Here is a 14,677-nt window from a genome sequence, read left to right on the forward strand (position 1 = left end):
TATGTATCTTTCTTTCAGGTAGCTTACAGTTTTGTAAGAATGGATAAAGTGAAAGAGGCGGATAAGATAGAAACAACTAAAACGTATAATATAGCTGATGTCATCCTATCCTTAAGAAAGGGAATAGTTTAAAAACAGAGGGAACTCGTTTACAATGGAGAGAAGAAGAACGGTGGAAGGTAGGTTGCTAGTATTTTGAAAAGTTTCAGCGATATTAACATCCAAAAGCTTTTTCCGGCCATTATTTATAAGCGTGGGCTGGAATATTATAAACGAGGAAAAGTAATGGATCTTTTATACGATCTTAACTACCAGGTCTGGACCGCTACCGTGAAAGGGTCTGAGGACTACTTTGTAGAAATAAATATGAGCCAATTTGCAGACGGGTCCATTGATACGTATTGTGATTGCCCTGCATTCGATACATTTGGCTCCTGTAAGCATGTTGCAGCAACCCTGATCGGTATTTCACAGAAAGAGACGGACCGCCCGCCAGCGCTCCCTCATTTTGATTACCAAACAACAAATCATTTTATCCAGGCATTGACGAATGTACCGCAAACGACGGCAACACATGATATTCTTCCGGAAAAAAGGGAGATGCAAGTCCAATACTTCTGTAGTTGGACTTTAGAAAACAGCCTGCAACTTGAACTTAAAGCAGGTGAGAAACGCTGTTATGTTGTCAAAGATGCTGGACTGTTCTTAGATAGTGTTTTAGATGGGAAAGAGCATTATTTCACAAAGGCATTTACTTATAGCCCTGACCAACATTATTTTCAACCAGAAGATTTAGCAATTTTTGAGACATTGCGGGAAATATTAAACAATGAGCAGATGTATGAGGAACAAAGACAATTTTCTTCTTTTCGGAACAGTAATAAGGATACTCGCTATATAACCATCCCACCATTAGCTGCGAAAGCTTTGCTTGAAGAGTTGGTAAATCGCGATTTTACGGTGGATACCATAAAGAAGAGTTATCATCCTGTAGAGATAGCGCAAGAAAAGCTACCATTTCAGTTTTCTTTATCAAAAAATGAGCGGAATGAATTAATATTAAATATGCCAGAACTTCGAGGTGGCACATACTTACGCCATTACCATATTCTTTTTTCTGATGGTGTGTTTTATTTTCCTTCGAAGGAGCAGATTCCCGTTGTCGAGCAGGTAAGCCAATTTGGATTATCTGATTTACAATTGCCAATAACGAAGCAACAAGCAGACACCTTCTTATCTGAAGTATTGCCTTCATTGAAAAAAGTCGGGGAAGTGGAAATTTCTGAGAAGGTAACAGAAGAAATCATTCAGCTACCTTTACAGGCAAAGCTGTATTTAGAAGTGAGCGACAATTGGATTGTTGGGAAACTGGAATATTATTATGGAGAACATTACATCAACCCGTTTGGTGGCAGGGAAGAGCATGACATCATTATTATACGGGATGTGGAGAAAGAGCAGCAGATCATGCAGCTAATCGAATATGCCAACTTTAAATATAATGGAAAAGAACTCTATATTGAAGCAGAAGCAGAGGAAGAAATTTATGATTTTCTTTATTATGTCTTACCATTGCTTGATGAACACTTAGAGCTATTCTTAACCTCGGAGATTCGCAGCTTTATTATGGATAGAGAGCCTATGCCGAATACAAGTGTGCGACTTGAATCTTCCTCTAACCTTCTGGAAATTGGTTTTGATATAGAGGGTGTGAAGGATGAAGAGGTTTCCAGTATCCTTCAAGCGGTAATTGAAAAGAAAAGATATTACCGTTTAGATAGTGGTGCCCTTCTTTCTTTGGAAGGGGAAGAATTCAGCTCTATGAAGCAGTTCTTTCAGGATATGGAAGTAGATAAAAAGGATCTAAATGATGGTAATATACATGTTCCTGTTTATCGAGGGACACAAGTGGATGCATTGATTGAAACGAATAAAAATTATGATCCATCCTTTAGAAAGCTGCTGCATCAGCTTAAGTCACCAGAGGAACAGGTTTATCCATTGCCGGAAGAGCTTCAAGCGAATCTGAGGAATTACCAGCAAACAGGATTTCAATGGTTTAAGTCATTAAGTCATTACCACCTTGGTGGAATTTTAGCCGATGATATGGGCTTGGGTAAGACGTTGCAGAGCATTGCTTATATCGCGTCAGAGCCTAGTGATTTACCACATTTGATCGTCGCACCTTCCTCTGTGGTATACAACTGGAAAAACGAGTGTGAAAAATTTATGCCGAGTCTGTCTGTGGCAGTGTTGACAGGAACCCCTGCAGAAAGAAGGCAGCGGTTGGAGGAAGAAAAAGAGAAAGATGTCTGGATTACCTCCTATGCAACACTACGGCAGGACATTGAATATTACAGGCAGTTACGTTTTCAAACATTGATTCTAGATGAAGCGCAGTATATTAAAAACTATGTAACCAAAACCTCTCAGGCGATCCGGGAAATTAATGCTGGTAGAAGATTTGCGCTAAGTGGTACACCAATAGAAAATTCAATTGATGAACTTTGGGCCATTTTCCAAGTGGTACTACCAGGTCTAATGCCAAGACAGCGAGAGTTCAAACAGCTCTCTAATGAAAAAATAGCACTTATCACAAGGCCGTTTATCTTACGAAGATTAAAGAAGGATGTATTGAAGGAGCTGCCTGACAAAATTGAGTCTGTTCATGTTTCAGAGCTGACTAAGGAACAAAAGGATCTCTATCTCGGTTACCATAGGCAATTGCAAATTGAAGCGGCACAGTCCATGAAAGAAAGTGGGTTCCAGCAAAACAGGATGAAAATTCTTGCTGGTCTTACGCGTTTAAGACAAATATGCTGTCATCCGTCCTTGTTTATTGAAAACTATGAAGGGCAATCAGGCAAGCTTGAACAGTTAATGGATACCGTTAGGAACGCCATTGGCAATGGGAAGCGAATGCTAATATTCTCGCAATTCACAAGCATGCATGAGATTATTATTCAGCAACTAGAGAAAGAAAACATTGAATACTTTTATCTTAATGGGCAGACACCATCCCAAGAGCGAGTGAAAATGAGTGAAAGATTTAATAATGGGGAGAAAAGTGTCTTCCTTATCTCCCTAAAAGCTGGAGGAACTGGTCTCAATTTGACAGGTGCAGACACGGTTATTTTATATGATCTGTGGTGGAACCCTGCTGTGGAAGACCAAGCGACAGGGAGGGCACACCGATTTGGGCAAAAAAATGTCGTTCAAGTCATTCGTCTCTTAGCAGAAGGGACAATCGAAGAAAAAATTTACGAGCTCCAGCAAAAGAAACGAGAACTAATCGATCAGGTGATCCAGCCTGGAGAAACCATGCTTTCAGGACTTAGCGAAGATGACGTCCGTGAGTTATTAAATATATAATAAAATCTCCAAAGCCAAATGAGCATTCGAATGAACGAAATTCGAATTCATTTGGCTTTTTTGCATGCCTTGGTTAGATCAGTGTGAACAGGGGAATAGTTAAAACAAAAAGAAAGGATGTTTACACGATGACAAAAAGCTTTGTGGCATACTTTAAATCGGAAAATGATGCAGAAACAGCGAAGGCTAAATTAGAAAAACTGCGAGTTTCCAATGTTTTGGTTGATGAACTACCTGAACCCAAAAAGCATAACGCTTATTTCCCTATTGTTGGTATGGGTACTCCTGGGACGATGAGCACGGGGACTGGAGTTATGGGACTAGGGGTGGCTGACGTTTCGGATAACAATCGAGAGGAGTATGGTCAAATAACACACTTATTGGAAGGGAAGGTAGAGGAAGAAGACTACGATCAAGCGATTTCCATACTGGCAGAGAGTAAAGGGTATAAAAATCAATAACGTAGTCTTTCCTTATCTTAACGAAGTGCGAATAGTTTTCTTGGCCTCCCTTTTTGGTAAGGCTTCTCTGACCCGGCTACCTTAATTATTTCTGCGGACAATAGCTTATTTATTGTCCGCTCTGCACTTCGTTTCGTCACGCTGTAATAGTTAGCCACATCATGAGATGAAAATGGTTTATTATTTCGCATCTTAATAAATTCAATAAAGTTATAGGATAGTTCATTGTTTAATTTCGCTTTATGGATCAGTGATTGATATAGAAAGGATGGGTTTATTTGTTTTTTCACACCCACAGGTCCGATACTCGCCTGACTTTCATTGACGATATAGCACGAGCTACCTTCCTCGTCAGTTGTCATCTCTAATGCGAGTAATGCATGTTCCTGCGCCTGCTGATGTGTAAGCCCAAGTCCAAAGCCAATCCCTACAGGCTCCTTGATCTGTTCCTCGATTTTTTGTAGCGGTGGGAAATTCCCAAAATGATTAGTTAAATAATTTAATAGTTTTTTGGAGCCTATTAATACCATATCATGCTGATTGTTACGTAAGGCTATGGCATCTTGTTGTGTAGCAAATTTCTGCAAGAAAGTGTCTAATTCAGCCTGCCTTCTAAAAAGAATCATTTCTTTTAGTGAGCTTGGCAGTTGCTCAAGATGTTTAAAACGGAAGTATCCAATGACGTGTTGTACGGATGTATTGTTATGGAAGGTGATACGTCTTTCCGCCGTATCGAGAGCAGATTTAAAGCATAGGTCAGGTGTCGTAATAAGACGCACCGGGATGTTTTCTTTTTGCAGGCGCTTAGCTATTTCGCTATAAGCTGTAAGTGCAAAGTCGATACTTCCATCCTCCCAAAGTTTACGATGGTGGTCCACTATGTTTTCTACGGTACCACCATCCCAAACATCTTCATAGAATGGAAATAAGTCAACTTGTATTTCCTTTAATGGTGTAAGGACATGTTGAACTACTTCTTCAGTTGTCCCATCGAGTGAAATACGCTTTTGAGGAAGCATATTGGACAGTGACTGGAGAAGAGCGGTAGTTAGAATGTATTCATCGCAATGAATTACAATCGTTGAAAGGCGTCGCTTTTTTGTTTTGTCCTTTACATAACAATAGGCAATGGACTCGGTAAATAGAAAGATGTCACATAGGAAAGCCTGTTCTAACAACTCAGGAGTTTGATTAGCTTCTGTATAGATAAAGGGGAACAATTCGTAGTTGGAGAATTCCTTCTTTAATTTTTGAATTCTAACGACCACATTTTCTGGACCAAACACCGCTACTTTTGCCTTCATGACGACACTCCTATTAAAAATTAGATAAAGTAGATTTTGATCTTGTTATTACATAATCGATTGCATGCTTTCCTATTTGGGCAATAGTGTGCTGTCCCTCTGCGTTTGATGGTAAGTGGTCACTTAGCACAGTTATGTATACCCTTTCTTCCTTGCACTCTAAAATAGCAGCATCATGTTCTATTCCACATAACTCACCAGTCTTATGAAAAATCGTTACAGGCATACTAGGGTGTAAAAAGTTCGCAAGTTTATTCGTAAACTGTTGTTTAGCTAGTATACTCCTCATAAACTTTCTACTTTTACTAGATATGTAATGGTTATCCTCTTCAGAAATTGCCTTCAATAACGTAACCATATCCAAAGCAGTAGTATAATTTTCAAGTCCTTCTTGCTGTGCTTTCGTATCCATGAACTTCCGCTGTACGACTGTGTTTTTAGCGCCAAGCTGCTCTATCGTTTGATTAACAGCTTCCATTCCCAGTGATTCGAGCAGTACATTGGCAGCTGTATTGTCAGATACGATCATCATAAGTTCAATTAAGTTCATATAGCTATATATATGGGAATTTGTAAGGTAGGATATAATGCCAGACCCTCCTACAAACTGTTCTTCCTCTATGTAGACAAGTTTGTCAGGATGTAACCGACCACTTTCTATTTGCTGGCATGCCTCGATCAAAATTGGAATCTTAGCAAGACTTGCAGCGGGACGTAACTGTTGTTCGTTAATGGCCAAGCTTCCCTCGCCTGAAGTAAGAAGGACAGAGTACTGTGCTTGTGGATCATGGATTTCTCCGCGGATAGATGTTTTAAGTTGTTCTAGGTTCATATAATCATTATCCTTTCCAATTAAGGTATCAGGTAGAAAATATAGATCGTGATAACGTTATCAATAGTCCTATCTATTGGGAAACTAGGTATATTATAGGTAGAACGCAATCGAAAACTGCAACAATATTTGATAATTAGTTATATAGTATTGAATTTTCGAAAAATTGTCAAGAATAGCTTATCTAAAGTTACCTTAAATGTTTTATGGACAAGGGGATAAAGAAAAGGGATTAGCTTATAGCTAATCCCTTATAAAGTGAACGAAGTAATATCCTTTTTATGCGCCTTAACTGGCAGTAAAGATACAACTCGTTCAACTAACACTTGTTGGGGGAGTAGGGACACCCCTAACAAATGAAGTTTTACTTTAGTTGGTAATAAGTTTTAACTTCCTCTCTCAGCTGTCGTTTCAAAAACTTACCGACAGACGTTTTTGGAATGTTTTTTAAGAATAAAATATCATCGGGTAGCCAATATTTAGCAAATTGTGGCTCTAAGAAGGCTAGTATTTTTTCTTTGGTGCCCTCCTCTTTTATTCCATCCTTTAGTACAACACAGGCAATAGGCCTTTCCTGCCATTTTGGATCTGGAATAGCGATGACGCTTGCTTCCAAAACATCCGGATGGCTCATGATAGCGTTTTCGATCTCAACTGAAGAAATCCATTCTCCACCGCTTTTAATCAAGTCTTTGGTACGATCAACTATTTTTATTGTTCCTTCTTCGTCAACAGTCACGACATCGCCAGTATGGAACCAGCCATCCTGGAACGCTTGGTCACTGCGATCATCTTTATAATATTCACTTGCTATCCAGTTTCCGCGTAAAAGCAATTCTCCCATTTCCTCATCATCCCATGCGATGTCTCCCGTTTTACCTTTCACCTTCATTTCAAGGCCTGGAACAAGGATACCTTGTCTAGAGCGCTCTTTTATCTTTTCTTCCTGCCCCAACCCTTGTTGGTAGCTCTTCAATCGTGAAATAGTTGCCAAGGGTGTTGTTTCTGTTGCTCCATATGCATGATAGAAAGGAATATTAAATTTTTCTTCAAATGCTCGTATTAAGCCGAAAGGTGCAGCTGAGCCCCCACATAGTACTGCTCTTAAGCTGGAAGTATCATAGTCACCTGCCTCTAATTCTTGGAGAAGTCCTATCCAGATTGTAGGAACTCCAGCAGATATGGTAACCCGAAATTTCTCTATAAAAGATGCTAGCCTCTTTGGCGTGAAATGGGGACCAGGCAATACCTGTGTAGAACCAAACCATGTACAGGCAAAAGGTGTCCCCCATGCATTAACGTGAAATTGAGGCACGACAGGCATGGATATATCCGATTCAGATAGCGCTGCTGAATCTGCTAAACCTAGAGCTAGGCTATGCAGCACGATGCCCCTGTGAGAGTATGTGACACCTTTTGGCTTGCCCGTTGTGGCTGAGGTATAACACATGCCTGCAGGATCATTCTCATCGATTTCTTTTTTGAAAGGAAATGCGGCATCGCCGGTACTGAGTAATTCTTCATAGGAGTACAATGGGTGTAGGGATGAATCAGGAAGTTCTTGTTTATCTGTCATTACAATAAAGGCTTCAACAGTGGTCAATTCGTCCTTTATTAGTTCAACAAGTGGAAGGATGTCTTCATCAATTAATAAAATTTTGTCCTCTGCATGATTAATGATGTAGGTGATATGTTCTGGGGTAAGTCGAATATTAATAGTATGCAATACTGCATGCATACCAGGTGCAGCAAAGTAAATTTCTAAGTGACGGTGGTGGTTCCAGGCAAGGGTACCAATTTTATCTCCTTTCTTCGCACCAAGTTCTGCAAACACGCTCATCAATTTTCTTACCCTTTCGCCAATCTCTTTGTAAGTCAACGAATGTAGCTTGTCATGTGTCTGGGAGTGCACAAGTTTTTTAGGGAAAAATTTCTCTGCATGCTCCATCATAGCTCCAATAGTCATCGGGACGTGCATCATTTCTCATCAACTCCTTAAAAGTAGTATAGTACTCGTTCAAATATATCATAATATTGTAAAAATAATAATAATTATATTAAGAAAAGCAAAGTTAGACACAAATGTACCAATAATGTAGAAGTCTAGTTTTGTTCATAATTAGAAATTATTGGTACAAAATAGGGGGCCTAAAAGGTGTCAAATCTATGTATTTATCCAAATTTGAAGGGAGAAAAAAAGTCTCTGAGTTGGGAAGAGTTTGACAACTTTATAGATTCAACTGTAAAATAAAATTCACTATAGAGTATAAGGGGGAGTTTGTATGAAAAAGAAAAACTATCTATTTTCATTTGCTATGATTTTAGTACTTGCCTTGTTCCTAGCAGCCTGTGGCGGAGATGACGAGGCTGATAATGGAGATGGTGATTCTGCTGAAGGTGGAGAAACACCTGAGTTTTTACAAATGCTAACAGGTGGCACAAGTGGTACATATTACCCGCTTGGTGGCGAAATGGCCAAAATCATATCTGACGAAACAGGTATGGAAACAAATGCAGTATCTTCAAATGCTTCTGCTGATAACATGATTTCTCTTCAGGAAGGCGAAGCAGAGCTTGCTTTTGTTCAAACCGACGTAGCCGCAAATGCAATTGACGGTGTTAATTCTTTTGATGGCAACCCTGTAGACAACGTATCAGCAATCGGTTCTTTGTATCCGGAAACAATCCAAATCGTGACGGCTGCCGATTCAGGTATTGCATCAGTTGAGGACCTTGCAGGCAAAACGGTTTCTGTGGGGGCACCTGGTTCAGGTACATTCGTTAATGCAGAACAGATTTTAGAAATTCATGGGATGACGATGGATGATATTAATCAAGAGAATCTAGATTTTGGTGAATCAACTGGTGGGATCCAAGATGGAAATATTGATGCAGCTTTCATTACTTCTGGTACACCAACTGGTGCAGTAGAGGGGCTAGCGGCTACTGTTGATATTAGCATTGTTCCAATTGAACAGGAAAAAGTAGATGCCCTAGTTGAGGAGTATCCTTACTATGCAGCAGATACGGTTCCAGCTGAAACATATAGTGGGCAAGCTGAAGAGGTAAATACAGTTGCTGTATTGGCGATGCTTGCTGTTACCAATTCTTTATCCGAAGATGCTGTTTACGATATTACGAAAGCGATTTACGAAAACACGGATGGAATGGCGCATGCAAAAGCAGAGTTTATTTCAACTGATTCTGCTCTAGATGGTATCGGGATTGACGTACACCCAGGTGCACAGAAATACTTTGATGAAGTAGGAGTAAGTGCTGAGTAAGTAACCTGTAGTTCCTTACTTCATAACGTTCTAGGGAAGATTTGGATACACGGCTAATTAGCCTTTTCCTTTTCTTTTGTTAGGCTCATACTGCCAGTTACATGCAGGATAAACATGATGTGACGAGCGGCCGACTGTGAATCCTTTAGTCAGGAGTTGCGTCGGTCGCTCCATTTTTTCATGTTATGTAAGTAGTTCAGAGTGGAGGCTTGCTTCTGCGTGCATTGCGTAATTCTTTAAGATTTCAGGTGGCAAAATGATGAAACACAATAAAAAGATAAAAGTTTCAATTCTAATTATTTTACTCGCACTTTTCTCTCTACTTCTATTTGTTCCTTTCCGAACAGCACTTGTATTTTATAAAGAAAATACAGAAGAGATTGAGGCCTTTCTTCCAGTGCAGGAAAGGGATACCTTTCAAATTATATTTACACACTCCATACACCTGACAGATGTGGTAGAAAAATACATTGTTATGGACAACCACGATATTAAACAGTACGAAATTGTTTACGAAGAGTTTGGGATTGGAATGCCTTCCAATGCTCAAGAAGGGGAGAAGTTTGAATATAAGGATGGAAAATACCATATAGCAGACCTTGACAATATCTTTCCTTCAATGAATGTAAGAAACGGCAAAACGGTCTCAGAAAACCGCCTCGTATGGGGAAAGAACGATGAACATCTCGTTTACTTTAACGAATATTTTGAACCAGGAGCATGGTTTAAATTAAAGGTAGAGAAACTCTCACTATGGCAGTCTATGAAAGGAGTGAGCATCCATGAGTGATTCAACGAAAGAAAACCTAACCGAAACAAACCAGGAAGAGTTATTACAAAAATATGATGCAGAAGCAAATACAAGAAAACTAGGTGGTGTTGCTGCCAAAGTTGTTTTCTTTGGGTTACTTGCATTCTCTCTATTTCAGCTCTATACAGGTGCTTTCGGCCAATATACAGCATATATTCAGCGTACAGTTCACCTAGGGTTTGCGCTATCCCTAATTTTTCTTTTGTTTCCTGCCAGTAAGAAGAAGGGGAATAAAAAGAAGGTTGCCTGGTATGATTATATTCTCGTTTTATTATCAATCATCGTTTGTGGATACTGGCCGGTATATTATGACACGCTAGTTCAGCAAATTGGTGGAATCGACCAGGCGCAGGTAATCATTGGTGGACTTGCTATACTTCTGGTATTAGAGGCGACAAGACGGGCAGTTGGGCTTCCAATTACAATCATTGCTATTTTATTTATGATTTATGCATTGCTGGGCCCGGACATGCCAGGAGGACTTGCGCACCGTGGTCTATCACTTGAGCAGCTAATTGATTCCATGTTCTTTACAACAGAAGGGATCTTGGGAACACCGCTACAAGTTTCTTCCACGTATATTTTCTTATTCCTACTATTTGGTGCTTTTCTTGTACAAACAGGTGTAGGGAATTATTTCAATGACCTTGCTATTGCGCTTGCTGGAAAACGTACAGGTGGACCTGCGAAAGTTGCGATCTTTTCCAGTGCGTTAAATGGAACAATTTCTGGAAGCTCTGTAGCGAATACTGTTACAACGGGCTCTTATACCATTCCAATGATGAAAAAGCTTGGTTACCGACCTAACTTTGCCGGAGCGGTGGAGGCAGCCTCTTCAACGGGTGGTCAAATTATGCCACCGATAATGGGTGCAGCTGCATTCCTCATGATTGAGTTTGCAGGTGTTGGATACTGGGAAATCGCGAAGGCAGCGACAATTCCAGCTATTCTATACTTCTCTGGTATTTGGATTATGACACATTTGGAAGCAAAGCGAATGGGACTGCATGGGTTGCCTAAGGAACAAATACCGAGTAAGAAATCTGTATTAAAAAAAATACATTTGCTCTTGCCAATTGTGGCAATTGTTCTTCTTTTGTTCCAAGGCTATAGTATAGAGCGAACCGCATTATACGGGATAGGGATTACTATTCTAGTTAGTTTATTTAGAGCAGACACACGGATTACCCCAGGTAAATTCGTGATTGCCTTAACATCTGGTGCGAGAACCGCATTAGGGGTTGCTGCAGCTACTGCATGTGCAGGGATTATCGTGGGTGTTGTAACCAAAACGGGCCTTGGTTTGAAGCTTGGAAACAGTCTTGTAGATATTGCAGGCTCACTTGCAAGTTCACCCGAAACTCAATTGTTGTTGACACTATTCTTTACGATGATCGCTTCCATTATTTTGGGAATGGGATCTCCAACAACAGCAAATTATATTATTACTTCCACAATTGCATTGCCTGCAATCTTGGCTTTGAATGACCAGCTTGAAGTAGCAATTCCTGTTTTAGCTGGACATATGTTTGTGTTCTACTTTGGTATCGTTGCAGATATCACGCCGCCTGTAGCACTCGCAGCATTCGCGGCAACGGGTATATCTGGTGGGGAACCAATTAGAACAGGGGTAAATGCTTCGAAATTAGCGATTGGGGCGTTTATTATTCCATACATGTTCGTACTCCAACCACAGCTCTTAATGATTGATACCCACTTCTGGGAAATAATTTGGATATTGTTTACGGCAATTAGTGGGATGATTGCTATAGGAGCTGGCTTAATAGGATTCTGGTACCGTAAGTTGCACTGGACACTGCGAATCGTATCAGTAGTAATAGGGTTATTCCTCATCTATCCAGAAGGGAATACAGACTTATTCGGACTAGGAGCATTTATTGTCATGATTGTTATGCAGCTTGTCTGGAAAAAAGGAAATCAGACAGATAAGAAACAACAAGTAAGTGATTGATCTTTTCGACCAACATGTGTAGAAGAAGGTGACCGGCTAACTACTCGTTAGCCCGGTCACCTTTTCACGTTTATACATTAAAAGTATAAGAAAAACGTACACATTCACCAAAGGACGAGCGAATGCGAGTTCTTCTAATAATATGCTCTGCGGTGTTACTTGAGTAGGGAGTATAGTAAAATAGATAAAGTGAAACACAAAAGAAAGAAAGAAGGAAGAAGGATGAAGAAACAGCATGATTTTACACAGGGTAATATATTAAAACAGCTCATACTCTTTTCTGGACCTATCATGCTGGCGAACCTACTTCAGACGTCTTACCAGGTTGTCGACAGTTTATGGGTGGGAAATCTGCTGGGCGCTAATGCACTTGGTGCTGTCGCAGTGTCAAGTACGATCGTCTTCACCGTATTATCTTTTGTTATAGGAATGAATAATGCGGCGTTAACCATCTTATCTCAGCAAAAAGGCAAGAACAATGCAACTGGGTTGAAGAATTATCTTAACGCCTTCGTTGTATTATTAACAATAATCTCTATCGGGCTAGGTATTGCAGGTTTTTTCCTGACAGATTGGCTGCTATCCGTTCTGGGCACACCTGAAGAGATGATGGGTTTGGCTGCAAGTTATTTAAGGATTAATTTCTTAGGGATTTTATTTTTATTTGGCTACAATTTTATCAGTACTATATTACGTTCTATAGGTGATAGCAAGACACCACTATTGTTCGTCGTAACCGCTGTTTGTTTAAACATCATTCTTGATCCTTTGTTTATCAGTTATTTCGGTTTTGGTGTCGAAGGTGCTGCATATGCAACTATTTTATCCCAAGGAATTTCCTTTATCGTTGGGTTGATATTCATATTACAACGTAAACTAGTACCTTTTACTGTACCTGAGCTGCCGCAGCGGCGTGAAATTAAGTTGATTTTAAATCTAGGTATCCCTTCTGGTTTACAAATGGCTGTTATTTCTGCAGGTGTGGCAGCTATTATGAGTGTGGTAACAGGGTTTGGTCCTAGTGTTGTGGCTGGATTTAGTGCTGCACAAAGGCTCGATAGTCTTCTCATGCTGCCTGCACATGCGCTTGGAACCTCTGTTAGTAGCATGGCCGGACAAAACATCGGATCTGATGACTGGGGCAGGGTAAATAAAATTGCTAAATACGGTGTTTTGTATAATTTTACGATTATGCTCTTAGTTGGACTCCTTGTGTTTCTTCTGGCAGAATACGGTGTTCGATTGTTTATTGATGATCCTCAATCCATTGCATTTGGTACCTCTTATCTGCAAATTATTGCCTTTTGCTATCCGTTTCTTGGCATAAATTTTATTTTAAATGGGATTGTTCGCGCAGCCGGTGCTATGTACCAGGTATTGGCATTAAACATACTATCCTTTTGGGTATTACGCTATCCATTAACAGCATTCTTTTCCGGAATGCTAGGTGAAACTGGGATTGCGATTGGGATGGGGAGTAGTTTTCTTATCAGCAGTCTGGTTGCTTATTTGTATTACCGGTTTGGCAGATGGAGGAAGAAGGAACTGTTTAAGAAAAAGCATGGAGGATAAATATGAAACGTTTAAGTCTGGCATTCATAGGAATCATTTCGGGTTTATTTTTAGGGGCATTCTTGTGGGTCGTTCAAATTATAACGACAAAAAATGTATATACATTACTAATAAATGTTGACTATATTCCTGTATTGAAGGAATGGAATATGCATCCTTTAACCGAACTTGTCTTGCATATTATTATATCGGTAATAGTTGTTTTTGTCCTATATGCTATTTTCAAACGATGGGGCATGCAGCATCGTGTGCTCCCATATGTGCTGGCCAATGGTGTTATAGGTGTTCTGCTTTATGGGACAACCTCTTTCTCTACCAGGACCCCAGCGATTCTTGACTATTTCGCTATCTTTTATTGGATACTCGGGCATCTCTTATACGGCTTAATCGTTGGCATCTTCTTGCAAAAGCTAGAAAGGACGTTCCCATGAAACGAAGGAAACGTCACATAAAGGCAATTAAACGTGCGACAATACTATTTTTATTATTTAGTGGGATATTTTTAATTCTTTCCTTTTTGACGAGTGAGAAAAGTAATATTACAGAAAATAGTAGGAAGCCAAAGATTAGTGAGGAAATCAGACAGTACCAACCTTTAGTTAAAATGTATGCAGAGCAATACGGTGTCGAAGACTATATGGATGTCATCCTAGGAATTATGATGCAGGAATCTGGGGGGAGAGGTCAGGACCCTATGCAGGCATCTGAAAGCTATTGTGGTGAGAGAAACTGTATCGAGGATCCAGAGCTTTCAATAAAACAGGGGGTTTCATATTTTTCCAAAACATTAGATGAAGCGAGCGGGGATGTCCAGCTTGCTGTTCAATCCTATAATTTCGGATTAGGTTTTATTGATTTTGTTCAAGAACGGTCTGGGGAATACTCACAGGAGACTGCCATCGACTTTTCACAGCATATGTATGAACAGGACCCAGATAAAGAAAAATATCGCTGTTTGCGAGAAGGCTCACGAGAGCTAGATGCATGCTATGGAGACATTTACTATGTTAATGCGGTGATGGGGTATCGAGACGTCATAGAAGCAGAAGCCCAGTGAAACATGATATGA

At 40.0% G+C, this 14,677-nt stretch carries 11 protein-coding genes; 8 read left to right on the forward strand and 3 right to left on the reverse strand.

The annotated features are described in order from the left end of the window. The first annotated feature begins 195 nt into the window (after positions 1-195). On the forward strand, positions 196-3,372 hold the full coding sequence (locus ACTWPF_RS02270) for a DEAD/DEAH box helicase (RefSeq protein WP_443148174.1): 3,177 nt from the start codon (positions 196-198) through the stop codon (positions 3,370-3,372). A 128-nt stretch (positions 3,373-3,500) separates the two neighbouring features. After that, positions 3,501-3,833, forward strand: a complete 333-nt coding sequence (locus ACTWPF_RS02275; protein WP_106898130.1) for a hypothetical protein — start codon at positions 3,501-3,503, stop codon at positions 3,831-3,833. Between the two features lie 17 nt (positions 3,834-3,850). Here ACTWPF_RS02275 and ACTWPF_RS02280 read toward each other — a convergent pair whose 3' ends face one another. From ACTWPF_RS02280 to ACTWPF_RS02290, 3 genes are all read right to left on the reverse strand, one after another. After that, positions 3,851-5,137: a hypothetical protein gene (locus tag ACTWPF_RS02280; RefSeq protein ID WP_106898129.1), complete on the reverse strand. Its 1,287-nt coding sequence runs from the start codon at positions 5,135-5,137 to the stop codon at positions 3,851-3,853. A gap of 13 nt (positions 5,138-5,150) precedes the next feature. Further along, positions 5,151-5,969, reverse strand: a complete 819-nt coding sequence (locus ACTWPF_RS02285) for a serine hydrolase (RefSeq protein WP_106898128.1) — start codon at positions 5,967-5,969, stop codon at positions 5,151-5,153. 364 nt (positions 5,970-6,333) lie between these two features. Further along, a complete protein-coding gene (locus ACTWPF_RS02290; RefSeq protein WP_443148175.1) occupies positions 6,334-7,950 on the reverse strand; it encodes a long-chain fatty acid--CoA ligase in 1,617 nt (538 codons plus the stop codon). Between the two features lie 301 nt (positions 7,951-8,251). Between ACTWPF_RS02290 and ACTWPF_RS02295 the strand changes: the two genes are divergently transcribed. The 6 genes from ACTWPF_RS02295 (at position 8,252) to ACTWPF_RS02320 (ending at position 14,665) form a co-directional block, all read left to right on the forward strand. After that, on the forward strand, positions 8,252-9,253 hold the full coding sequence (locus ACTWPF_RS02295; protein ID WP_106898126.1) for a TAXI family TRAP transporter solute-binding subunit: 1,002 nt from the start codon (positions 8,252-8,254) through the stop codon (positions 9,251-9,253). A 259-nt stretch (positions 9,254-9,512) separates the two neighbouring features. Continuing rightward, a complete protein-coding gene (locus ACTWPF_RS02300) occupies positions 9,513-10,043 on the forward strand; it encodes a DUF1850 domain-containing protein (protein ID WP_443148176.1) in 531 nt (176 codons plus the stop codon). Next, positions 10,036-12,036, forward strand: coding sequence for a TRAP transporter permease (locus ACTWPF_RS02305; protein ID WP_161463877.1), 2,001 nt, complete (start codon positions 10,036-10,038; stop codon positions 12,034-12,036). The genes ACTWPF_RS02300 and ACTWPF_RS02305 overlap by 8 nt, the downstream gene beginning before the upstream one ends. A gap of 222 nt (positions 12,037-12,258) precedes the next feature. After that, complete coding sequence (locus ACTWPF_RS02310; RefSeq protein ID WP_443148177.1) at positions 12,259-13,608, forward strand: MATE family efflux transporter; 1,350 nt, start codon at positions 12,259-12,261, stop codon at positions 13,606-13,608. 2 nt (positions 13,609-13,610) lie between these two features. After that, positions 13,611-14,039: a hypothetical protein gene (locus ACTWPF_RS02315; RefSeq protein ID WP_443148178.1), complete on the forward strand. Its 429-nt coding sequence runs from the start codon at positions 13,611-13,613 to the stop codon at positions 14,037-14,039. After that, complete coding sequence (locus ACTWPF_RS02320) at positions 14,036-14,665, forward strand: lysozyme family protein (RefSeq protein ID WP_238017795.1); 630 nt, start codon at positions 14,036-14,038, stop codon at positions 14,663-14,665. Before ACTWPF_RS02315 ends, ACTWPF_RS02320 begins: the two co-directional genes overlap by 4 nt. The last annotated feature ends 12 nt before the right edge of the window (positions 14,666-14,677 follow it).

It is taken from the genome of Oceanobacillus sp. M65 (assembly GCF_052246275.1).
Lineage (GTDB): Bacteria > Bacillota > Bacilli > Bacillales > Amphibacillaceae > Oceanobacillus_B > Oceanobacillus_B jordanicus.

Bases quoted from the DNA above. Each gene is read 5' to 3' on its own strand.
- ACTWPF_RS02305 (WP_161463877.1), top strand. From the start codon at position 10,036: ATGAGTGATTCAACGAAAGAAAACCTAACCGAAACAAACCAGGAAGAG.
- ACTWPF_RS02275 (WP_106898130.1), top strand. From the start codon at position 3,501: ATGACAAAAAGCTTTGTGGCATACTTTAAATCGGAAAATGATGCAGAA.
- ACTWPF_RS02290 (WP_443148175.1), bottom strand. From the start codon at position 7,950: ATGATGCACGTCCCGATGACTATTGGAGCTATGATGGAGCATGCAGAG.
- ACTWPF_RS02285 (WP_106898128.1), bottom strand. From the start codon at position 5,969: ATGAACCTAGAACAACTTAAAACATCTATCCGCGGAGAAATCCATGAT.
- ACTWPF_RS02300 (WP_443148176.1), top strand. From the start codon at position 9,513: ATGAAACACAATAAAAAGATAAAAGTTTCAATTCTAATTATTTTACTC.
- ACTWPF_RS02315 (WP_443148178.1), top strand. From the start codon at position 13,611: ATGAAACGTTTAAGTCTGGCATTCATAGGAATCATTTCGGGTTTATTT.
- ACTWPF_RS02280 (WP_106898129.1), bottom strand. From the start codon at position 5,137: ATGAAGGCAAAAGTAGCGGTGTTTGGTCCAGAAAATGTGGTCGTTAGA.
- ACTWPF_RS02295 (WP_106898126.1), top strand. From the start codon at position 8,252: ATGAAAAAGAAAAACTATCTATTTTCATTTGCTATGATTTTAGTACTT.
- ACTWPF_RS02320 (WP_238017795.1), top strand. From the start codon at position 14,036: ATGAAACGAAGGAAACGTCACATAAAGGCAATTAAACGTGCGACAATA.
- ACTWPF_RS02310 (WP_443148177.1), top strand. From the start codon at position 12,259: ATGAAGAAACAGCATGATTTTACACAGGGTAATATATTAAAACAGCTC.